General features: G+C 63.1%; 19 protein-coding genes. 8 read left to right on the top strand and 11 right to left on the bottom strand.

Annotated elements, in window-relative coordinates; translation table 11 throughout:
- The 9 genes from ACIPZ5_RS08900 to rpsB all read right to left on the bottom strand — a co-directional run.
- The coding region (locus ACIPZ5_RS08900; RefSeq protein WP_400807855.1) for a POTRA domain-containing protein at positions 1-446 on the bottom strand (446 nt) is incomplete at its 3' end.
- Between the two features lie 74 nt (positions 447-520).
- Positions 521-1,873 carry a sigma E protease regulator RseP gene (rseP, locus tag ACIPZ5_RS08895; RefSeq protein ID WP_400807852.1) on the bottom strand — a complete coding sequence of 451 codons (1,353 nt, stop codon included), beginning with the start codon at positions 1,871-1,873 and terminating at the stop codon, positions 521-523.
- A gap of 48 nt (positions 1,874-1,921) precedes the next feature.
- The gene (gene ispC / locus ACIPZ5_RS08890; RefSeq protein ID WP_343599874.1) at positions 1,922-3,112 is read right to left on the bottom strand and encodes a 1-deoxy-D-xylulose-5-phosphate reductoisomerase; all 1,191 of its coding nucleotides are present in this window, start codon (positions 3,110-3,112) and stop codon (positions 1,922-1,924) included.
- Complete coding sequence (locus tag ACIPZ5_RS08885; protein ID WP_343599873.1) at positions 3,109-3,924, bottom strand: phosphatidate cytidylyltransferase; 816 nt, start codon at positions 3,922-3,924, stop codon at positions 3,109-3,111. The genes ispC and ACIPZ5_RS08885 overlap by 4 nt, the downstream gene beginning before the upstream one ends.
- Positions 3,924-4,679, bottom strand: a complete 756-nt coding sequence (gene uppS / locus ACIPZ5_RS08880) for a polyprenyl diphosphate synthase (protein WP_343599872.1) — start codon at positions 4,677-4,679, stop codon at positions 3,924-3,926. The genes ACIPZ5_RS08885 and uppS overlap by 1 nt, the downstream gene beginning before the upstream one ends.
- A gap of 15 nt (positions 4,680-4,694) precedes the next feature.
- A complete protein-coding gene (gene frr, locus ACIPZ5_RS08875) occupies positions 4,695-5,252 on the bottom strand; it encodes a ribosome recycling factor (protein ID WP_016712934.1) in 558 nt (185 codons plus the stop codon).
- Complete coding sequence (gene pyrH, locus ACIPZ5_RS08870) at positions 5,249-5,992, bottom strand: UMP kinase (RefSeq protein ID WP_003252294.1); 744 nt, start codon at positions 5,990-5,992, stop codon at positions 5,249-5,251. Before pyrH ends, frr begins: the two co-directional genes overlap by 4 nt.
- Positions 5,993-6,172: 180 nt before the next feature.
- Positions 6,173-7,036, bottom strand: coding sequence for a translation elongation factor Ts (gene tsf, locus ACIPZ5_RS08865; protein WP_085673257.1), 864 nt, complete (start codon positions 7,034-7,036; stop codon positions 6,173-6,175).
- Between the two features lie 183 nt (positions 7,037-7,219).
- Positions 7,220-7,957 carry a 30S ribosomal protein S2 gene (gene rpsB, locus ACIPZ5_RS08860; RefSeq protein WP_027920037.1) on the bottom strand — a complete coding sequence of 246 codons (738 nt, stop codon included), beginning with the start codon at positions 7,955-7,957 and terminating at the stop codon, positions 7,220-7,222.
- Between the two features lie 346 nt (positions 7,958-8,303).
- Between rpsB and map the strand changes: the two genes are divergently transcribed.
- The 3 genes from map to dapC are packed head-to-tail and all read left to right on the top strand — an operon-like array spanning position 8,304 to position 13,054.
- Entirely contained in the window at positions 8,304-9,086 is a 783-nt protein-coding gene (gene map, locus ACIPZ5_RS08855) for a type I methionyl aminopeptidase (RefSeq protein WP_004375406.1), read from the top strand.
- Positions 9,087-9,124: 38 nt separating this feature from the next.
- Positions 9,125-11,827, top strand: a complete 2,703-nt coding sequence (locus ACIPZ5_RS08850; RefSeq protein ID WP_400807847.1) for a [protein-PII] uridylyltransferase — start codon at positions 9,125-9,127, stop codon at positions 11,825-11,827.
- Between the two features lie 30 nt (positions 11,828-11,857).
- The gene (gene dapC / locus ACIPZ5_RS08845; RefSeq protein ID WP_261942958.1) at positions 11,858-13,054 is read left to right on the top strand and encodes a succinyldiaminopimelate transaminase; all 1,197 of its coding nucleotides are present in this window, start codon (positions 11,858-11,860) and stop codon (positions 13,052-13,054) included.
- Positions 13,055-13,145: 91 nt separating this feature from the next.
- On the opposite strand, the gene ACIPZ5_RS08840 is transcribed toward dapC, so the two are convergent.
- The gene (locus ACIPZ5_RS08840) at positions 13,146-14,792 is read right to left on the bottom strand and encodes a Na+/H+ antiporter (protein WP_343599870.1); all 1,647 of its coding nucleotides are present in this window, start codon (positions 14,790-14,792) and stop codon (positions 13,146-13,148) included.
- A 545-nt stretch (positions 14,793-15,337) separates the two neighbouring features.
- On the opposite strand from ACIPZ5_RS08840, the gene ACIPZ5_RS08835 reads away from it, so the two are divergent.
- From ACIPZ5_RS08835 to ACIPZ5_RS08820, 4 genes are all read left to right on the top strand, one after another.
- A complete protein-coding gene (locus tag ACIPZ5_RS08835) occupies positions 15,338-15,685 on the top strand; it encodes an ArsC family reductase (protein WP_343599869.1) in 348 nt (115 codons plus the stop codon).
- Between the two features lie 31 nt (positions 15,686-15,716).
- Entirely contained in the window at positions 15,717-16,751 is a 1,035-nt protein-coding gene (dapD, locus tag ACIPZ5_RS08830) for a 2,3,4,5-tetrahydropyridine-2,6-dicarboxylate N-succinyltransferase (RefSeq protein ID WP_343599868.1), read from the top strand.
- Positions 16,752-16,873: 122 nt separating this feature from the next.
- On the top strand, positions 16,874-18,079 hold the full coding sequence (locus ACIPZ5_RS08825) for a cysteine desulfurase (RefSeq protein ID WP_343599867.1): 1,206 nt from the start codon (positions 16,874-16,876) through the stop codon (positions 18,077-18,079).
- Positions 18,076-18,486, top strand: a complete 411-nt coding sequence (locus ACIPZ5_RS08820) for a SufE family protein (protein WP_313713425.1) — start codon at positions 18,076-18,078, stop codon at positions 18,484-18,486. Before ACIPZ5_RS08825 ends, ACIPZ5_RS08820 begins: the two co-directional genes overlap by 4 nt.
- 108 nt (positions 18,487-18,594) lie before the next feature.
- On the opposite strand, the gene tcdA is transcribed toward ACIPZ5_RS08820, so the two are convergent.
- Positions 18,595-19,404: a tRNA cyclic N6-threonylcarbamoyladenosine(37) synthase TcdA gene (tcdA, locus tag ACIPZ5_RS08815; RefSeq protein WP_060512629.1), complete on the bottom strand. Its 810-nt coding sequence runs from the start codon at positions 19,402-19,404 to the stop codon at positions 18,595-18,597.
- 132 nt (positions 19,405-19,536) lie between these two features.
- On the opposite strand from tcdA, the gene ACIPZ5_RS08810 reads away from it, so the two are divergent.
- Positions 19,537-22,125: a glycosyltransferase gene (locus ACIPZ5_RS08810; protein WP_343599866.1), complete on the top strand. Its 2,589-nt coding sequence runs from the start codon at positions 19,537-19,539 to the stop codon at positions 22,123-22,125.
- Positions 22,126-22,139 lie beyond the last annotated feature (14 nt).

The raw sequence follows: 22,139 nt of genomic DNA, 5'->3' as shown, positions 1-22,139 counted from the left end.
TCGGCCGAGTAGCGGCCCTGGGCCACGTACTGGCGCTGCAGCTCGTTACGCACGCCTTCGAGGGTGGCACGCTGGAAGATCTCGCCTTCGGCCAGACCAGACTGTTTCAGGCCTTTCATCAGGTCATCGGTGCTGATCGCCTTGTTGCCCTCGATCTCGATGCTCGACACCGACGGGCGCTCGACCACGTTGATGATCAGGACGTTGCCATCGCGGTTGAGCTGGATGTCCTGGAAGAAGCCGGTCTTGAACAGCGAACGGGTCGACTCCACCAGGCGGCGGTCGTCAGCCTGGTCACCGACGTTGAGCGGCAAGGCGCCGAACACGCTGCCGGCGGATACCCGCTGCAGGCCGTTGACTCGAATATCGGAGATAGTGAAGGACTCGGCGTGAACTTCAGCGATCATCAGTGCGGACATGACCGCAGTTAGCAGCAGACGTTTCATGAAGTCCTTTTATTCCAACTGGCAATAAACAACCCGCCGCATGGAGGCGGCAGGTTCGCAATTGAGCGAAGCTTTTAAAGTCGACCCAGATCGTTGATCAGGGCGAGCAACATCACCCCTACGACCAAACTGATACCGATCTGGACCCCCCAACCTTGCACCCGTTCCGACAGCGGACGACCGCGCGCCCACTCGACCAGGTAAAACAGCAAATGCCCCCCATCCAGTACTGGAATGGGCAGCAGGTTAAGAACCCCCAGGCTAATGCTCAGGTAGGCCAGGAAATTCAGGAAATCCCCCACGCCGGACTGGGCTGAAGCGCCCGCCACTTTAGCAATGGTTATCGGTCCGCTCAAGTTTTTTACCGAGAGCTCCCCGAACAGCATTTTCTTAAGCGACTCGAGGGTCAGGACACTCATGTTCCAAGTCCGCGAGAGGCCCTCGCCCACGGCATCCAGCGGGCCATAGCTGACTTCGCGGAGCATGCTGGCCGGCCATTCGGCCCCCTTCACACCTGCCCCGAGGTAGCCCCCGGCTGCCTTGCCTTCACCTTTGTGAGCCAGCGTGACCGGCATATCCAGGGCCGCACCATCGCGCTCGACACGCAGCACTACCTGGGCATCCGGGCGGGCGCGAACGCTATCCACCACCTGCTGCCAATCACTCAGCGCAGCACCATCGAGAGCAAGCAGCTTGTCGCCAGCCTTCAGACCAGCGGCAGCGGCCGGGCCTTTCGGATCGATCTCGGCCAAAACCGGCGCCACTGCCGGCCGCCATGGGCGCAGGCCCAGCGACTGGATGGGATCCGGCTCGTCAGCCCCCTTGAGCCAATGGTCCAGCTTTACCTGCAGCTGGCGCTCGGCACTGACACCTTCGTCGCGTACACCGACTTGCAGTGTGCCGCTCTCGCCCAGGCGCCGAACCAGTTGCAGATTGACCGCCGACCAACCGCTGGTCGCCTTGCCATCAATAGACACAATTTCCTGACCAGCGGCGAACCCGGCCGACGCCGCCAGGCTCCCGGATTCGACCGCACCGATGACCGGGCGGACCTGCTGCGTGCCGAGCATCGCCAACAGCCAGAAGAAGACGATGGCCAGGAGGAAGTTGGCAATGGGGCCTGCTGCCACGATCGCGATGCGCTGGCGCACAGACTTGCGATTGAAAGACTGATGGGCGAGCGCCGCAGGCACATCGCCTTCACGCTCGTCCAGCATCTTGACGTAGCCGCCAAGTGGAATCGCCGCCACCACAAACTCGGTGCCCTGACGGTCATGCCAGCGCAGCAGCGGCGTACCAAAGCCGACGGAGAAGCGCAGCACCTTGACCCCACAGCGCCGGGCAACCCAGAAGTGGCCGAATTCGTGGAACGTGACCAATACACCCAGAGCCACCAGGGTGCCGACAATCATGTAGAGCGCAGTCATATCTATCTCCGAATGACGTTCAGCAGAACCCTGGCAGAATCACCAGCCTCAACGGCCGTGACGCCTCAGCCACTCGCGAGCCAGCTCGCGGGCGCGCTGATCGGCAGCGAACACAGCCTCCAGCGACAGCAGCGGCACCACAGGTTCCTGATCAAGCACCTGTTCGATCATACCCGCGATCTCCGGGAAGCGGATACGCCGCTGGAGAAATGCCTCGACTGCGACCTCGTTGGCCGCATTGAGCACCGCAGGCGCGCTGTTGCCAGCCTCGGCCGCCTGGCGCGCAAGGCGCAGGCAGGGGAAGCGCTGCTCGTCCGGTGCCTGAAAGTCCAGACGCGCGATGGCGAACAAGTCCAGCGGCGCAACACCGGAATCGATACGCTCCGGCCAGGCCAGGGCGTTGGCGATCGGGGTACGCATGTCCGGATTGCCCAACTGGGCCAACACCGAACCATCGACGTAGTCGACCAGCGAGTGGATCACGCTTTGCGGATGCACCACCACTTCGACCTTGGCCGGCGCCGCATCGAACAACCAGCAGGCTTCGATCAGCTCCAGGCCCTTGTTCATCATGCTGGCGGAGTCCACCGAAATCTTCCGGCCCATGGACCAGTTGGGGTGGGCACAGGCCTGCTCCGGCGTGACGTCGACCAGGGCTGCCTGGGGCGTCTCGCGGAACGGCCCACCCGAGGCAGTCAACAGGATACGGCGCACGCCAACCTGGCTCAGGCCACGGGCATAATCGCCTGGCAGGCACTGGAAGATCGCATTGTGCTCGCTGTCGATCGGCAGCAGCACGGCACCGCTGCGCCGCACCGCATCCATGAACAGCGCGCCGGACATCACCAGCGCTTCCTTGTTGGCCAGCAATACCTTCTTGCCCGCCTCGACCGCAGCCAGGGTCGGGCGCAGGCCGGCAGCACCGACAATGGCCGCCATCACAGCATCCGCTTCAGGGGCAGCTGCGACCTCACAGAGGCCTGCCTCCCCTTCCAGCACCTGCGTAGCGCAGCCGGCACTCACCAGGCCATCACGCAGGCGCGCAGCGGCCTCGCCATTGGGCACCACGGCATACACCGGACGGTGCTTGACGCACAGGGCCAACAGCTCGTCGATGCGCGAATAGCCGCTCAGCGCGAAAACCTGATATCGCTCAGGGTGCCGTGCAATCACATCGAGGGTGCTGAGGCCGATCGAGCCGGTAGCACCCAGGACGGTAATACGCTGCACGCTGCTCACATCACACCCCATTCAGCCGCCCACAGCAGCACGGCAAAGATCGGGATCGCTGCCGTCAGGCTGTCGATTCGATCAAGCACACCTCCATGACCAGGCAGCAGGTTGCTGCTGTCTTTGATACCGGCACGGCGCTTGAACATGCTTTCGGTCAGATCGCCGACAACCGACGACATGACCACCAGCGCGGCGCCCAGCAGCCCCAGCAGAAGCTGGCCAAAGCCCCAGTTACGGCTGATGCCGACCACCAGGGTGATCACCAGGCTGACCGCCAGGCCACCATAGACGCCTTCCCAGCTCTTGCCTGGGCTCACCTGCGGCGCCAGCTTGCGCTTGCCAAAGGCACGGCCGGAGAAATAGGCACCGATATCGGCCGCCCACACAAGCACCATGACCGACAGGATCAGCCAGTTACCCAGCTGCCAGTGTTTGAGCAGGATCAGCCCTTGCCAGGCCGGCAGCAGGATCAGCAGGCCGATCAGCAGCTTGCAGGCCGCGCTGGCCCAAAGCTCGCTGCTGCGTGGATAGGTCAGCACCAGCCAGGTGGCCAGCCCCCACCAGATGACTGAAGCCCCGAGCACCCAGGGTGCCAGGTCCGGCATGAGATGGAGCAGCATCAGCGCTCCGGCGACCACGGCGGCATAGGCGATGCGCAGAGGCTGGGCCACAAGCCCGGCCAGACGCGCCCACTCCCAGGCACCGAGGGTCACCACGAAGCCGATGAACAGGGCGAAGTCCCCACCGTTGAGCAGGAAGAAACCACCCAGCGCGACCGGCAACAGGATCAGCGCAGTAATGATGCGTTGTTTAAGCATTAAGCACGAGCTCCAGCCTCGACCTGCTCGCTGGTCTTACCGAAGCGGCGCTGGCGCGAAGCGAAATCGGCCAGGGCTTTGCGCATGGCCTCGTGTTTGAAATCCGGCCAGTAGAGGTCGGAGAAGTACAGTTCGGCGTAAGCCAGCTGCCACAGCAGGAAATTACTGATGCGGTGCTCGCCACCGGTGCGGATGCACAGGTCGGGCAATGGCAGCTCACCGGTGGCCAGGCAGGTCTGCAACAGGCCCGGGGTGATGTCGTCCGGACGCAGATGGCCGGCCTGGACTTCACGCGCCAAGCGCTGGGCAGCCTGGGCGATGTCCCACTGGCCACCGTAGTTGGCGGCGATCTGCAGAATGAAGCGGTTACTGCCTGCAGTCAGCGCCTCCGCTTCGCGCATGGCAGACTGCAGTTCGGGGTGGAAGCGCGAACGGTCGCCGATGATGCGCAGGCTGATGTTGTTCTCGTTGAGGCGCCGGGCCTCACGGCGCAAGGCCGAGAAGAACAGCTCCATCAAGGCACCAACCTCGTCGGCCGGGCGCTGCCAGTTCTCACTGGAGAACGCGAACAGGGTCAGCACTTCGACCCCGGATTCGGCACACACCTCGATGACTGCGCGCACCGCATCGACGCCGGCCTTGTGCCCGGCGACGCCGGGCAAAAGGCGCTTCTTCGCCCAGCGGTTGTTGCCATCCATGATGATCGCGACATGACGCGGCACCGACGATGGTGCCGCCAACTTGGACTTTTCCATTAAAAAACCTCGGCCTTAAACGGCCATCAGGTCCTTTTCCTTGGCTTTGTAAGCAGCATCGACTTCAGCAATGAACTTGTCGGTCAGCTTCTGGATTTCATCAGCGGCGCGACGTTCTTCGTCTTCGCTGATTTCCTTGTCCTTGGTCAGCTTCTTCAGATCACCCAGGGCATCACGGCGCACGTTGCGCACGGCCACCTTGGCGTCTTCGGCAACGCCGCTGGCCTGCTTGGTGTAGCCCTTGCGGGTCTCTTCGGTCAGGGCCGGCATTGGTACGCGGATGGTGGTACCGGCGCTGGACGGGTTCAGGCCCAGGTCGGAGGTCAGGATGGCCTTTTCGATGGCAGCGCTGAGGTTCTTGTCGTGAGCGACGATCTTCAGGGTGCGGGCGTCTTCGACGGTGATCGCAGCCACCTGGTTCAGCGGCATCTCGCTACCCCAGGCCGTGACCTTGACGCTGTCCAGGATGCTTGGGTGGGCGCGACCGGTACGGATCGCCGCCAGGTTGCGAGCCAGGGCTTCGATGGACTTGCCCATGCGCTCCTGCGCGTCTTTCTTGATGTCGTTGATCATGCTTGGCCTTCCTCGATCAGAGTACCTTCAGCGCCACCTACCACGATGTTCAGCAGGGCGCCAGGCTTGTTCATGTTGAATACCCGCAATGGCATCTTGTGGTCACGGCACAGGCAGATTGCGGTCAGGTCCATCACACCCAGCTTGCGATCCAGGACCTCGTCATAGGTCAGGTGATCGAACTTCTCGGCGTGCGGATCCTTGAATGGGTCGGCAGTGTACACGCCATCGACCTTGGTCGCCTTCAACACCACGTCGGCATCGATTTCGATGGCGCGCAGGCAGGCTGCAGAGTCGGTGGTGAAGAACGGGTTGCCGGTACCAGCAGAGAAAATTACCACATCCCCGGAGTTGAGGTGGCGAATAGCTTTGCGACGATCGTAATGATCGGTGACGCCAACCATGGAAATGGCCGACATGACCAGGGCCGGGATATTCGAACGCTCCAGCGCGTCGCGCATGGCCAGGCCGTTCATAACGGTGGCCAGCATGCCCATGTGGTCGCCGGTGACACGGTCCATGCCGGCTGCGCTGAGCGCTGCGCCGCGGAACAGGTTGCCACCACCAATCACCAGGCCGACCTGAACGCCGATCCCTACCAGCTGGCCCACTTCAAGGGCCATGCGATCCAGCACCTTCGGATCGATCCCGAAGTCTTCCGAGCCCATCAGGGCCTCGCCGCTAAGTTTGAGCAAAATGCGTTTATAGCGAGGTTGGCGACCACTCACCTGCTGAGCCATTGCGAGTCTCTCCTGCGGCGTACTTTTAGAAAATTCGTGCGAGCCGTTTTCGGCTTGCTAACTGTAGCGTGGCACCGTTTTGGTGCCAGCAGCATCGGGCCTTATAAACCCTTTGCCGTTTTGACAAAGAGGCTGCGCGCGTGAGCGGGCAGCCTCTTTGGGGCGACAGACGGGGCTGTCTTACTGCTTGGCAGCTGCTACCTGAGCGGCAACTTCAGCAGCGAAGTCGTCGACTGGCTTCTCGATGCCTTCGCCAACCTTGAAGTAGGTGAAGGAAACGATTTCAGCGCCGGCTTTCTTGGCCAGCTCGCCAACTTTGACTTCTGGGTTCATGACGAAAGCTTGCTCTTTCAGCGAGGCTTCGGCCTTGAACTTGGCGATACGACCGTTGACCATGTTCTCAACGATGTTTTCCGGCTTGCCGGCGATCTTGTCAGCGTTCAGCTGCAGGAAGACGCCCTTCTCGCGCTCGATGGCCTCGGCGGAGATTTCCGACGAATCCAGGAACTCTGGGTTCGAGGCTGCAACGTGCATGGCAATGTTCTTGGCCAGCTCGATGTCGCCGCCCTTCAGGACAACGGCAGCGCCGATCTTGTTGCCGTGCAGGTAAGCGCCAACGACGTCACCTTCAACGCGCACCAGGCGACGGATGTTGACGTTCTCGCCGCACTTGGCGACCAGGGCTTCACGAGCAGCTTCACGCGAGGCGATCAGCGGGGCAGCGTCGGTCAGCTTCTGAGCGAAGGCTTCTTCCAGGCTTTCGGCCACGAAGTTCTTGAAGTCGTCTTGCAGGGCCAGGAAGTCGGTCTGCGAGTTCACTTCCAGCAGAACGGCGGCTTTGCCGTCGGTCTTGACGGCGATAGCGCCTTCAGCAGCGACGTTGCCAGCCTTCTTGGCGGCCTTGATGGCGCCCGAGGCACGCATGTCGTCAATGGCTTTCTCGATGTCGCCGCCGGCCTTTTCCAGGGCCTTTTTGCAATCCATCATGCCTTCGCCGGTACGCTCGCGCAGTTCTTTGACCAGCGCCGCAGTAATTGCTGCCATTTCAAAATCCTCTTGGAAAGTTTTTCAACCATTCCACCCGCTCGTCACGGGCGTTAAATTCTGCAAATCGCTGCTTTATATCAGCTCGCCCATCATGCGGGGCCGTTGCTGACAGCAGGATTTCAAGGTGGCAAAAAGGGGGCAGAGCCCCCTTTTCGCGTGCCAAGTAGACGCTAGCGCCTATTACTCAGCAGCAGGTGCAGCCGCTTCTTCAGCGTAGACTTCAGTGCCGCCGGCAACGTTGTTGCGGCCGCGGATGACGGCGTCAGCCATCGAAGTCATGTACAGCTCGATAGCGCGGATGGCGTCATCGTTACCTGGGATAACGAAGTCAACGCCTTCTGGGCTGCTGTTGGTATCGACAACGCCGATAACCGGGATGCCCAGCTTGTTGGCTTCGGTGATAGCAATGCGCTCGTGGTCAACGTCGATCACGAACAGGGCATCAGGCAGGCCGCCCATGTCCTTGATACCACCCAGGCTGCGGTCCAGCTTTTCCAGATCGCGCGAACGCATCAGGGCTTCTTTCTTGGTCAGCTTGGCGAAGGTGCCATCTTCGGCCTGGGTTTCCAGGTCGCGCAGACGCTTGATCGAAGCACGGATGGTCTTGTAGTTGGTCAGCATGCCGCCCAACCAACGGTGGTCAACGTATGGCGAACCTGCGCGAGCAGCTTGCTCGGCAACGATCTTGCCGGCGGAACGCTTGGTGCCGACGAACAGGATCTTGTTCTTGCCCTGGGCCAGGCGCTCTACGAACGACAGAGCGTCGTTGAACATCGGCAGGGTTTTTTCCAGGTTGATGATGTGGATCTTGTTACGCGCGCCGAAAATGTACTTGCCCATTTTCGGGTTCCAGTAACGGGTCTGGTGGCCGAAGTGCACACCGGCCTTCAGCATATCGCGCATGTTGACTTGGGACATGATAGTTCCTTGATAAGTCGGGTTGGGCCTCCACGTATCCCAATGACCAACCCACGAACCATTCGATCCGGGGCACCCAGGTCATCGTGTCGACACGTGTGTGGGTTTGGAGCTGACGGGGTCGTCCCCGAAAGCGGCGCATTTTATACCACAGACCGCGAGCGAACGGAACCCGAATCAGGTTGCGTCCGTCAGCAGCTTTTGCAGCACCCTGGCAAACAGGCCAGAATGCCTTCTATAGACCACAGCATGGCCGCCTTTATCCCGACAGAATGCCGCCCTGCTCTGCTAGAATCCGGCCTTTCCCGTTTGTTCGCGCCGCCTGCGGCGCCGTAGAGAGCCTGTAATGACCGTCACCATCAAGACTGCAGAAGACATCGAGAAGATGCGCATCGCCGGCCGCCTGGCCGCCGAGGTGCTGGAAATGATCGAAGAACACGTCAAGCCCGGTGTCACCACCGAAGAGCTCGACCGCCTGTGCCACGACTATATCGTCAACGTTCAGCAGGCCATCCCGGCGCCCCTCAACTACAAGGGCTACCCGAAGTCGATCTGCACCTCGATCAACCATGTGGTCTGCCACGGCATCCCCAACGACAAGCCGCTCAAGGACGGTGACACGCTCAACATCGACGTCACCGTGATCAAGGACGGCTACCACGGCGACACCAGCCGCATGTTCCACGTCGGCACCGTACCGGTCTGGGCCGAGCGCCTCTCCAAGGTCACCCAGGAATGCATGTACAAGGCCATCGAGCTGGTCAAGCCGGGTTGCCGCCTGGGTGACATCGGTGAAGTGATCCAGAAGCACGCCGAAAAGAACGGTTTCTCCGTGGTGCGCGAGTTCTGTGGCCATGGCATCGGCAAGGTGTTCCATGAAGAGCCGCAGATCCTCCACTACGGCCGCGCCGGCACCGGCATGGAGCTCAAGGAAGGCATGACCTTCACCATCGAGCCGATGATCAACCAGGGCAAGGCCGACACCAAGGTGCTGGGCGACGGCTGGACCGCCATCACCAAGGACCGCAAGCTCTCGGCCCAGTGGGAGCACACCTTGGTGGTGACGGCTACCGGTTACGAGATCTTCACCCTGCGCAAGGACGACACCATCCCGCGCACCTCGGCCTGATTGCACCCAAGGCAACCCCTAGACAGGAACGCGACGCAATGCCCCAGGTGGATCCCGAGCTGTTCGACCGTGGCCAGTTCCAGGCGGAACTGGCCCTCAAGGCGAGCCCCATCGCCGCCTTCAAGAAAGCCATCCGCCAGGCCGGCGAGGTGCTCGACAGGCGTTTTCGCACGGGCTGTGAAATCCGCCCATTGATCGAAGCCCGTGCCTGGCTCGTCGACAACATCCTGCAACAGGCCTGGAACCAGTTCGACTGGGGCGACCCGAGCGGTATCGCCCTGGTGGCGGTTGGCGGCTATGGCCGCGGTGAACTGCACCCGCATTCGGACATCGACCTGCTGATCCTGCTCGGCGCCGCCGAGCATGAGCAGTACCGCGAGGCCATCGAGCGCTTCCTCACCCTGCTCTGGGACATCGGCCTGGAAGTCGGCCAGAGCGTGCGCACCGTTGGCGAGTGCGCCGAACAGGCCCGCGCTGACCTGACGGTGATCACCAACCTGATGGAAAGCCGCACCATTGCCGGCCCCGAAGAGCTGCGCCAGCGCATGCTCGAGGTGACCAGCACCACCTACATGTGGCCGAGCAAGGAGTTCTTCCTGGCCAAGCGCGCCGAACTCAAGGCCCGCCACCACAAGTACAACGACACCGAATACAACCTCGAGCCCAACGTCAAAGGCTCGCCCGGCGGCCTGCGCGACATCCAGACGGTACTCTGGGTAGCCCGTCGCCAGTACGGCACGCTGAACCTGCACGCCCTGGCCGGCGAAGGCTTCCTGCTGGAAAGCGAGAACGAACTGCTGGCCTCCTCCCAGGACTTCCTGTGGAAAGTGCGCTATGCCCTGCATATGCTCGCCGGCCGCGCCGAGGACCGCCTGCTGTTCGACCACCAGCGCAGCATCGCCGCACTGCTCGGCTACAGCGACGACAACCCCAAGCGCGCCATCGAACAGTTCATGCAGCAGTACTACCGGGTGGTGATGAGCATCAGCCAGTTGTGCGACCTGATCATCCAGCACTTCGAAGAAGTCATCCTTGCCGATGACGACAGCGGCACCACCCAGCCGCTGAACGCCCGCTTCCGCCTGCATGACGGTTATATCGAAGCGGTCAGGCCGAACGTGTTCAAGCGTACCCCGTTCGCCATGCTGGAGATCTTCGTGCTGATGGCCCAGCACCCGGAGATCAAGGGCGTGCGCGCCGATACCGTGCGCCTGCTGCGCGAACACCGGCACCTGATCGACGACACCTTCCGCAAGGACATCCGCAACACCAGCCTGTTCATCGAACTGTTCAAGTGCGAGATCGGCATCCACCGCAACCTGCGGCGGATGAACCGCTACGGCATCCTCGGCCGCTACCTGCCGGAGTTCGGCCTGATCGTCGGGCAGATGCAGCACGACCTGTTCCACATCTACACGGTCGATGCGCACACCCTCAACCTCATCAAGCACCTGCGCAAGCTGCAGTACACGCCGGTGTCCGAGAAATTCCCGCTGGCCAGCAAGCTCATGGGCCGCCTGCCCAAGCCCGAACTGATCTACCTGGCCGGCCTGTACCACGACATCGGCAAGGGCCGCCAGGGCGACCACTCGGAGATCGGCGCGGTGGATGCGCAGAAGTTCTGCGAACGCCACCAGTTGCCGGCCTGGGACAGCCGGCTGATCGTCTGGCTGGTGCAGAACCACCTGGTGATGTCGACCACCGCCCAGCGCAAGGACCTGTCCGACCCGCAGGTGATCAACGATTTCGCCCTGCACGTGGGCGACGAGACACGCCTGGACTACCTCTATGTGCTGACCGTAGCCGATATCAACGCCACCAACCCCAGCCTGTGGAACTCCTGGCGCGCCAGCCTGCTGCGCCAGCTCTACACCGAGACCAAGCGCGCCCTGCGCCGCGGCCTGGAAAACCCGCTGGACCGCGAGGAGCAGATCCGCCAGACCCAATCCGCCGCGCTGGACATCCTCGTGCGCGAGGGCACCGACCCGGATGACGTCGAGCAACTGTGGTCGCAGCTGGGCGATGACTACTTCCTCAAGCACACCGCCGCCGACGTGGCCTGGCACAGCGACGCCATTCTCCAGCAACCGGCCGATGGCGGGCCGCTGGTGCTGATCAAGGAAACCACCCAACGCGAATTCGAGGGCGGCACGCAGATCTTCATCTACGCACCCGACCAGCACGACTTCTTCGCCGTGACCGTGGCGGCCATGTCGCAGCTGAACCTGAACATCCATGATGCGCGGATCATCACCTCGAGCAGCCAGTTCACCCTCGACACCTACATCGTGCTCGACAACGACGGCGGCTCGATCGGCGACAATCCGCAACGGGTCAAGCAGATCCGCGACGGCCTGACCGAAGCCCTGCGCAACCCGGAGGACTACCCGAACATCATCCAGCGCCGGGTGCCGCGCCAGCTCAAGCACTTCAACTTCCCGCCGCAGGTGACCATCCTCAACGATGCCCAGCGCCCGGTGACCATCCTCGAGATCACTGCACCGGACCGCCCTGGTCTGCTGGCACGCATCGGGCGGATCTTCCTGGAGTTCGACCTGTCGCTGCAAAACGCCAAGATCGCCACCCTCGGCGAGCGGGTGGAGGACGTGTTCTTCATCACCGATGCCGACAACCAGCCGCTGTCCGACCCGCAGCTGTGCAGCCGCCTGCAGGAAGCCATCGTGCAGCAGCTGCAGGCCGGCCAGGCCAACGATGCCAGCCCCACCCGCGTGACTTTTTAACGATTAGACGATTGACGAGACCTTGCGCCGATGAACCATGCCTTGACCCAGCTTCAGCCCTACCCGTTCGAGAAACTGCGCGCCCTGCTGGGCACTGTGAAGCCTGCGGCGGACAAACGCGCCATCGCCCTGTCGATCGGTGAGCCGAAGCACGAATCGCCGGCGTTTGTCGCCCAGGCCATGGCTGACAACCTCGACAAGCTGGCGGTGTACCCGAGCACCATCGGCCTGCCGGCCCTGCGCCAGGCCATCGGCCAGTGGTGCGAGCGCCGCTTCGGCGTGCCAACCGGCTGGCTGGATGCCGACCGCCATATCCTGCCGGTCAATGGTACCCGCGAGGCCCTGTTCGCCTTCACCCAGGCCGTGGTCAACCGCGCCGATGACGGCCTGGTGGTCAGCCCCAACCCGTTCTACCAGATCTACGAAGGCGCAGCCCTGCTGGCCGGTGCCACCCCGCACTATCTGCCCTGCCTGGAAGACAACGGCTTCAACCCCGACTTCGATGCCGTGCCGGCCGACGTCTGGAAGCGCTGCCAGATCCTCTTCCTGTGCTCGCCGGGCAACCCCACCGGCGCCCTGGTGCCGATGGACACTCTGAAGAAGCTAATCGCCCTGGCCGATGAGCACGACTTCGTGATCGCCGCCGACGAGTGCTACAGCGAGCTCTACTTCGACGAAGACGCGCCGCCACCGGGCCTGCTGAGCGCCTGCGCCGAGCTCGGCCGCAGTGACTTCAAGCGCTGCGTGGTGTTCCATAGCCTGTCCAAGCGCTCCAACCTGCCGGGCCTGCGTTCGGGCTTCGTCGCCGGTGATGCGTCGATCATCAAGCCGTTCCTGCTGTACCGCACCTACCATGGCTGTGCCATGCCGGTGCAGACCCAGCTGGCCAGCATCGCCGCCTGGCAGGACGAGGCGCATGTGCGTGAGAACCGCGACCAGTACCGTGCCAAGTACGATGCCGTACTCGACATCCTGCAGCCCGTGCTCGACGTGCAACGCCCAGATGGCAGCTTCTACCTGTGGGCCAAGGTGCCGGGCGGTGATGCCGAGTTCACCCGCGACCTGTTCGAGGCCCAGCACGTGACCGTGGTGCCGGGGTCGTACCTGTCGCGTGAAGTAAATGGTGTGAACCCAGGCGCTGGCCGGGTGCGCATGGCGCTGGTTGCGCCGCTGGCCGAGTGCATCGAGGCCGCCGAACGGATTCGCGCTTTCCTGCAAAACCGCTGATAGCATCTGGGGGCGCTTTGCGCCCCATTCGCGGGCAAGTCGGGGCGGCGGTTCGGCACCCCGACTTTCCCGCGAATGACCTCAAGCAGATCTACTTGACCTGCCCCAGGTTCGCTTCACTCAAATCCAGCTCACCCAACACCTGCCTGACCACCTCATCCCCCACCAGATGCTGGCGATGCAGGTTATACAGCTCCAGCCGCTGCGCGCGCAGCGCACGCAAGCGCAAACGCCGCTCCAGCAAGTCCATCTGTTCGGCCAATGCCCGTGCCTCAGCCGTGTCGTTGTAGCTGTCCAGCTCATCCCGGTATTCGGCCATCAGCCGCGCCTTCAACTCCGTGGCCAAGGTCGCCTGGGCCGCATCCTGAGGCGCGCTGGCATCGATCACTTCTTCAGCCTCAAGCGCATGGATCGCCGCCTCGGCCGTACGCCGCCAGGCTTCCTGCACTTCCTGATGCAGCCGTTCGTCCGGGCTCTTGGTGATCCCGCGCAACAAAAACGGCAGGGCAATACAGGCACTGATCAGCGACAGCAGAATCACCCCGGCAGCAATGAAGATCAGCAAGTCGCGCTCAGGGAACGCCTGGCCCGCGCCGATCAGCAAGGGCACCGACATCACACCCGCCAGGGTCACCGCCCCCCGCACACCGCCCAACGTCAGCAGCCAGCAGGAGCGCGCAGTGGGCATCAACACCAGCGCCGGCTTACCGCGCCAGCGACGGACTACACCAATCGAGCGCCAGATGCTCTGCACCCAGACGAACCGCAGCACAATCAACGCGGCAAAGATCGCCAGCACATCCAGGCAACGCCAGGCCAGGGTCGGCCAGACGGTGGTCTCGTGGCTGACCACAGCCTTGATGATGTCCGGCAGCTGCAGGCCCAACAGCAGGAAGATCAGGCCATTGAAGGCGAACTCCAGCAGCGACCAGACGCTGCGGTTGAGCAGCCGCGTGCTGGTCTGGCGCGGCAACAGGTCCAGCCAGCTCTGCATCATGCCGGCGGCCACCGCCGAGAGAATGCCCGACACGCCCAGGCGTTCAGCCAGCACATAGGCGGCAAATGGCAACAGCAGCATGAATACCACATGGGTGGCCGGGTCATCCCAGCCACGGGCGATCATCCAGGCCCGCAGGCGGCCGATCAGCCAGCTCAGGCCCACCCCCACCGCCAGGCCACCGAGGGCGACCAGCACGAAACTGAAGCTGGCATCGGCCAGCGAGAACGCCCCGGTGATGGCGGCGGCCAGGGCAAACTTGAACGTCACCAGACCGGAGGCATCGTTCATCAGCGCCTCACCTTGCAGCATGTGCATCAGCGGGGTCGGCAGGCGGTCCTGGGTGATGGCCGACACCGCCACGGCATCGGTGGGCGACAGCACGGCGGCCAGGGCGAAGGCCACCGGCAGTGGAATGCTCGGCAGCAGCCAGTGGATGAAGTACCCGGCGCCGACCACGGTGAACAGCACCAACCCCACGGCCAGTGCCACCACGGGCCCACGGATGCGCCACAGTTCGCGCTTGGGGATGCGCCAACCGTCGGCGAACAGCAGTGGCGGCAAGAACAGGAACAGGAACAATTCTGGGTCCAGGGCCACATGCAGGCCCAGCGTCGGCCACGCCAGCAGCGCGCCGGCGGCGATCTGCACCAGTGGCAGCGGCAACGGGATCACCCGCCCGACCAGTTTCGACACGCTTACCAGCGTCAGCAGGATGAGGACGGTGTAGGCGGACTGCATCCGTGAAAGCTTCCTTTGTGAACCAAAAACGATAGCGGTGGCGAGAGATCGCCATTGAAACAATATGTTAGCGGGGTATGGCGAAACGCGACCGCTGCACGATAGTCGCAGGTGGTGGATGAATGTGTAACACGATGATACTTGATGGGGTACCGGGTTTGAGCTTTGGGGAGGCTGAGGGAGCATGCCTGGTGGGGGGGAGGTGCTGAGATCGAGCGCCGCCCGCGCGGCGCATCGCGGATGAATCCGCTCCTACATCTGTTGCAACGTGGCCATGCCTGACAGGCCATGGTTGTCAGCCGCTTTGCACGACTCAAGACACGCACCAAGGCTGGCAACCATGGCGTAACAGGTTCGGCACGTTGCAACAAATGTAGGAGCGGATTCATCCGCGATGCGCCGCGCGGGCGGCGCTCGGTTTCACAGGCAACAAAAGTCTCAAGACATACAGACACCGTGGCGCTCATACAATCGTTCCCGCATAATCCCGCGACTGACATTCGGAAATGGAGAGATTGGGGCAGCCTGTGGCCTCAATGCACACAATGACCTACACGCTCTACGGCATCAAAGCCTGTGACACCATGAAGAAGGCACGCACCTGGCTCGAAGACAAAGCCATCGCCTACGAATTTCACGACTACAAGACCCAAGGCATCGACCGCGACCGCCTGAACCGCTGGTGCGACGAACACGGCTGGGAAGTCATCCTCAACCGTGCCGGCACCACTTTCCGCAAGCTCGACGACGCCAGCAAGGCCGACCTCGACCAGGCCAAGGCCGTCGAACTGATGCACGCCCAGCCGTCGATGATCAAGCGCCCGGTGCTCGACCTTGGCGAGCGCACGCTGGTCGGCTTCAAGCCCGATCTGTACGCCGCCGCGCTGGCCTGAGCCCCTACCCTATTTCGCACGAGGTAATCACATGTCCAATACCCTGTTCAGCCTGGCCTTTGGTGTCGGCTCCCAGAACCGCCAGGGCACCTGGCTTGAAGTGTTCTACGCACAACCCCTGCTCAACCCGAGCGCCGAGCTGGTCGCCGCAGTAGCGCCGATCCTTGGCTACGAAGGTGGCAACCAGGCCATCGCCTTCACCACCGCCCAAGCCGCCCAGCTGGCTGAAGCCGTGAAAGGCGTCGACGCCGCCCAGGCTGCCCTGCTGACCCGCCTGGCCGAAAGCCACAAGCCGCTGGTCGCCACCCTGCTGGCCGAAGACGCCGCGCTGACTTCGACCCCAGAGGCCTACCTCAAGCTGCACCTGCTGTCGCACCGCCTGGTCAAGCCACACGGCCTGAGCCTGGCCGGCATCTTCCCGCTGCTGCCGAACGTGGCCTGGACCAACCAGGGTGCCGTCGACCTGAGCGAACTGGCCGAACTGCAACTGGAAGCACGCCTGAAGGGTGAGCTGCTGGAAGTGTTCTCGGTGGACAAGTTCCCGAAGATGACCGACTACGTGGTCCCTGCCGGCGTGCGCATCGCCGACACTGCCCGCGTGCGCCTGGGCGCCTACATCGGCGAAGGCACCACCATCATGCACGAAGGCTTCGTCAACTTTAACGCCGGCACCGAAGGCCCGGGCATGATCGAAGGCCGCGTTTCCGCTGGCGTATTCGTCGGCAAGGGCTCGGACCTGGGCGGCGGTTGCTCGACCATGGGCACCCTGTCCGGTGGCGGCAACATCGTCATCAAGGTCGGCGAAGGCTGCCTGATCGGCGCCAACGCCGGTATCGGCATTCCGCTGGGCGACCGCAACACCGTTGAAGCCGGCCTGTACATTACCGCTGGTACCAAGGTGAACCTGCTCGACGAGAACAACGAGCTGGTGAAAGTGGTCAAGGCACGCGACCTGGCCGGCCAGACCGACCTGCTGTTCCGCCGCAACTCGTTGAACGGCGCCGTGGAGTGCAAGACCCACAAGTCGGCCATCGAGCTGAACGAGGCACTGCACGCCCACAACTGAGAACCTTTGCCCCTGGCAGAAGCGGGCTTGCCCGCGAACTGCGGACCTTGACGGGCTGAAGTGTTAAGATCGGGTCTGGCGTGCACGCGCCAGACCCGATTTTCATTCCAGGCCCCGCGAACATGTTCCAGCCCTCCCCCTGGCGCGCCGATTTCCCCGCCATCGCCGCCCTGCAACGGCAGCACCAGACCTACCTGGACAGCGCCGCCACGACCCAGAAGCCCCAGGCGTTGCTCGATGCCCTGAGCCATTATTACGGCCACGGTGCCGCCAACGTGCACCGCGCCCAGCACCTGCCTGGCGCGCTGGCGACCCAGGCTTTCGAGGCCAGCCGCGACAAGGTGGCCGCCTGGCTCAATGCCGCGGACTCACGGCAGATCGTGTTCACCCATGGCGCCACTTCAGCCCTTAACCTGCTGGCCTATGGCCTGGAGCACCGTTTCGAAGCGGGCGACGAGATTGCCATCAGCGCGCTGGAACACCACGCCAACCTGCTGCCCTGGCAGCAACTGGCTCGGCGGCGCGACCTGCGCCTGGTGGTGCTGCCGCTGGACGAACACGGCCGTATCGACCTGGACCAGGCGCTGCAGCTGATCGGCCCGCGTACCCGCGTGCTCGCCGTCAGCCAGCTGTCCAACGTGCTCGGCACCTGGCAACCCCTGCCTGCGCTGCTGGCTCATGCCCGTGCACAAGGCGCGCTGACCGTGGTTGATGGCGCTCAGGGCGTGGTCCATGGCCGCCATGATGTGCAACAGTTGGGCTGCGACTTCTATGTCTTTTCAAGCCACAAGCTGTATGGGCCGGAAGGTGTCGGCGTACTGTATGGCCGTAGCCATGCCCTGGAACTGCTGCGTCATTGGCAGTTCGGCGGTGAAATGGTGCAACTGGCCGACTACCAGAGCGCCAGTTTCCGCCCCGCACCGCTGGGCTTCGAAGCCGGCACCCCGCCGATCGCCGGGGTGATCGGGCTGGGTGCGACGCTGGATTACCTGGCCAGCCTCGATGGCCGTGCCGTCGAGGCCCACGAAGCCAGCCTGCACCAGCACTTGCTGCGTGGCCTGGCCGACCGCGAGGGTGTACGCGTCCTTGGTACACCACAAACGGCCCTGGCCAGCTTTGTCATCGAAGGGGTACACAACGCCGATATCGCCCATATGCTGACCGAACAAGGCATAGCTGTACGCGCGGGGCACCACTGCGCCATGCCGCTGCTCAAGGGCCTGGGGCTGGAGGGGGCAATCCGGGTGTCGCTGGGGCTGTATAACGACAGTGACGACCTGCAACGGTTCTTCGAGGCGCTGGACCAAGGCCTGGAGCTGTTGCGATGAGTTTGCCGGTACAGGCTCAGGAGGCATTGGCCAGTTTCGAACAGGCCCGTGGCTGGGAGCAGCGGGCGCGCCTGCTGATGCAATGGGGTGATCGGCTGGAGCCGCTGAGTGAGGCGGACAAGGTCGAGGCTAATCGCGTACATGGCTGCGAAAGCCTGGTGTGGTTGGTCGCCGAACATGTCGACGGCCAGTGGCGATTCAAGGCGGCAAGTGATGCGCGGTTGTTGCGCGGGTTGCTGGCCCTGTTGCTGGTGCGTGTACAAGGTCTGTCCAGTGCGGATTTGGCCGAGCTGGATCTGCCTGGGTGGTTTACTCGGCTAGGTCTGGAGCGGCAATTGTCGCCATCGCGCAGCAATGGCCTGCATGCGGTGTTGCTGCGGATGGCGGAGCTGGCGTCCACCTGCTGAATCGGCGGCGTCTGCTTCGCGGGCAAGCCCGCTCCCACAGACATAGCGCAAACCCTCAGGACAACGCTTTACCTGTGGGAGCGGGCTTGCCCGAAGAACCCAACACAACTATTCAGGTTTTACTCGTTCCGAGGGCCGCCGCGCGCCAGCCACCAGCTTCTCGATTGCCTTGCTCGCCGCGACCATGCCGAAGGTGGCGGTCACCATCATCACCGCACCAAAGCCCCCCGCGCAGTCCAGGCGCACGCCTTCGCCAACAAAGCTCTTCTGCAGGCAGACACTGCCATCCCCCTTCGGATAACGCAGCTGCTCGCTGGAAAACACACACGGCACGCCATAGTTGCGGCTGGTATTGCGCGAGAAGTTGTAGTCCCGACGCAGGGTCGAGCGCACCCGTGAGGCCAGCGGGTCGTTGAAGGTCTTGTTGAGGTCGCCGACCTGGATCTGTGTCGGGTCGATCTGCCCGCCCGCACCACCGGTGGTGACAATGGCAATCTTGCGGCGCCGGCACCAGGCGATCAGCGCGGCCTTGGCCATCACGCTGTCGATGCAGTCGATCACCGCATCCATCTGTTCGGTGATGTACTCGGCCATGGTCTCACGGGTGACGAAATCCGCCACCGCATGCACCGTGATCGCCGGATTGATCGCCCGCAGGCGCTCGGCCATGACCTCGACCTTGGGCCGCCCTACCTGGCCTTCCAGGGCGTGGGCCTGGCGGTTGGTGTTGCTGACGCAGACATCGTCCAGGTCGAACAGGGTGATTTCGCCCACGCCACTGCGCGCCAGGGCTTCGGCCGCCCATGAACCGACCCCGCCGATGCCGACGACCGCCACATGGGCGTTGCTCAGACGCTGCAGCCCTTCGTCGCCGTACAACCGCGCAACGCCGGCAAAGCGTGGATCCTCTGTGCTCATGTTGCTACCCCGACACTCATACGCAAAAATCGGCGCGCATTATAGGCCAGCGGCCGCTTTCACCTCCATCGTTAGGAAACACCCTGGCATTACTGCTTTAATATCTCATCACTTAGACAAAAGCGGACCACAATGTCATCACGCAAGTTCGGCCTCAACCTGGTGGTGGTCCTGGCCATCGCCGCGCTGTTCACCGGGTTCTGGGCGCTGATCAATCGCCCAGTCTCCGCACCTGCCTGGCCGGAACAGATCTCCGGCTTCTCGTACTCGCCGTTCCGCCTTGGGGAAAGCCCGCAAAAGGGCCAATACCCCAGCGAAGACGAGATGCGCCAGGACCTGGACCAGATGAACAAGCTCACCGACAACATTCGTATCTACACCGTCGAGGGCACCCAGGCCGAGATCCCGCGGCTGGCCGAAGAATTCGGCCTGCGCGTGACCTTGGGCATCTGGATCAGCAAAGATCTGGAGCGCAACGAACGCGAGATCGAAAAAGGCATCGAGCTGGCCAACCATTCACGCAGCGTGGTGCGGGTGGTGGTCGGCAACGAAGCGCTGTTCCGCGAGGAAGTCACGCCCGAAGAGCTGATCAAGTACCTCGATCGGGTACGTGCCGCCGTCAAGGTGCCGGTCACCACCAGTGAACAGTGGCACATCTGGAAGGAACACCCGGAACTGGCCAAGCACGTCGACCTGATCGCCGCGCACATCCTGCCGTACTGGGAATTCGTGCCGATGAAAGACTCGGTGCAGTTCGTCCTCGACCGCGCCCGCGAGCTACGCCACCAGTTCTCGCACAAGCCGCTGCTGCTGTCGGAAGTCGGCTGGCCGAGCAACGGCCGCATGCGCGGTGGTGCCGACGCCACCCAGGCCGACCAGGCCATCTACCTGCGCACCTTGGTCAACGCCCTCAACCGCCGTGGCTACAACTACTTCGTCATCGAGGCCTACGACCAGCCCTGGAAAGCCAACGACGAAGGCTCGGTGGGCGCCTACTGGGGCGTGTACAACGCCGAGCGCCAGCAGAAGTTCAACTTCGAGGGGCCGGTGGTGGCGATCCCGCAGTGGCGGGCCTTGGCGGTCGCCTCGGTGGTACTGGCCATGATCGCCCTGGCCGTGCTGCTGATCGATGGTTCGGCCTTGCGCCAGCGCGGCCGCACCTTCCTCACGTTCATCACCTTCCTGTGCGGGTCGGTGCTGGTGTGGATCGCCTATGACTACAGCCAGCAATACAGCACCTGGTTCAGCCTTACCGTCGGAGTGCTGCTGGCGCTGGGCGCGCTGGGCGTGTTCATCGTACTGATGACCGAAGCCCACGAACTGGCCGAAGCGGTGTGGACGCTCAAGCGCCGGCGCGAATTCCTGCCGGTACAGGGCGACAGTGCCTACCGGCCCAAGGTGTCGGTGCATGTGCCGTGCTACAACGAGCCACCGGAGATGGTCAAACAGACCCTCGACGCCCTCGCCGCGCTGGATTACCCGGACTATGAAGTGCTGGTGATCGACAACAACACCAAGGACCCTGCCGTGTGGGAGCCACTAAAAGCCCACTGCGAGAAGCTCGGCGAGCGCTTCAAGTTCTTCCACGTCGCGCCCCTGGCCGGTTTCAAGGGCGGCGCGCTGAACTACCTGATCCCGCACACCGCCAAGGACGCCGAAGTGATCGCGGTGATCGACTCGGACTACTGCGTCGACCGCAACTGGCTCAAGCACATGGTGCCGCACTTCGCCGACCCGAAGATCGCCGTGGTGCAGTCGCCACAGGACTACCGCGACCAGAACGAGAGCGCCTTCAAGAAACTCTGCTACAGCGAATACAAGGGCTTCTTCCACATCGGCATGGTCACCCGCAACGATCGTGATGCGATCATCCAGCACGGCACCATGACCATGACCCGGCGCAGCGTACTGGAAGAATTGGGTTGGGCCGAGTGGTGCATCTGCGAGGATGCCGAACTGGGCCTGCGCGTCTTCGAGAAAGGCCTATCGGCCGCCTATGCCCACAACAGCTACGGCAAGGGCCTGATGCCCGATACCTTCATCGACTTCAAGAAGCAGCGCTTCCGCTGGGCCTATGGCGCCATCCAGATCATCAAGCACCACGCCAGCGCCCTGCTGCGCGGCAAGGACAGCGAGCTGACCCGGGGCCAGCGCTATCACTTCCTGGCCGGCTGGCTGCCGTGGATCGCCGATGGCATGAACATCTTCTTCACCGTCGGCGCACTGCTGTGGTCGGCCGCGATGATCATCGTGCCGCACCGGGTCGACCCGCCGCTGATGATCTTCGCCATCCCGCCGTTGGCGCTGTTCTTCTTCAAGGTCGGCAAGATCATCTTCCTGTACCGCCGCGCGGTGGGGGTGAACCTCAAGGATGCCTTTGCCGCGGCACTGGCGGGGCTGGCGTTGTCGCACACCATCGCCAAGGCGGTGCTGTACGGGTTCTTCACCAGCAGCATGCCGTTCTTCCGCACTCCGAAGAATGCCGACAGCCATGGCTTGCTGGTGGCGATTTCCGAAGCGCGGGAAGAACTGTTCATCATGCTGCTGCTGTGGGGCGCAGCGGCCGGGATCTTCCTGGTGCAGGGGCTGCCGAGCTCGGACATGCGCTTCTGGGTGGCGATGCTGCTGGTGCAGTCGCTGCCGTATGCGGCGGCGTTGGTGATGGCTTTCCTGTCTTCGCTGCCAAAGCCTGTAGCCGAAGCGCAACCAGCACACACTTGAGCCGGGCTGCCACC

This window comes from Pseudomonas sp. NPDC089428 (genome assembly GCF_044749325.1).
In the GTDB taxonomy this organism is placed as follows: domain Bacteria; phylum Pseudomonadota; class Gammaproteobacteria; order Pseudomonadales; family Pseudomonadaceae; genus Aquipseudomonas.
This window is presented reverse-complemented; position numbering and strand designations above follow the sequence as displayed.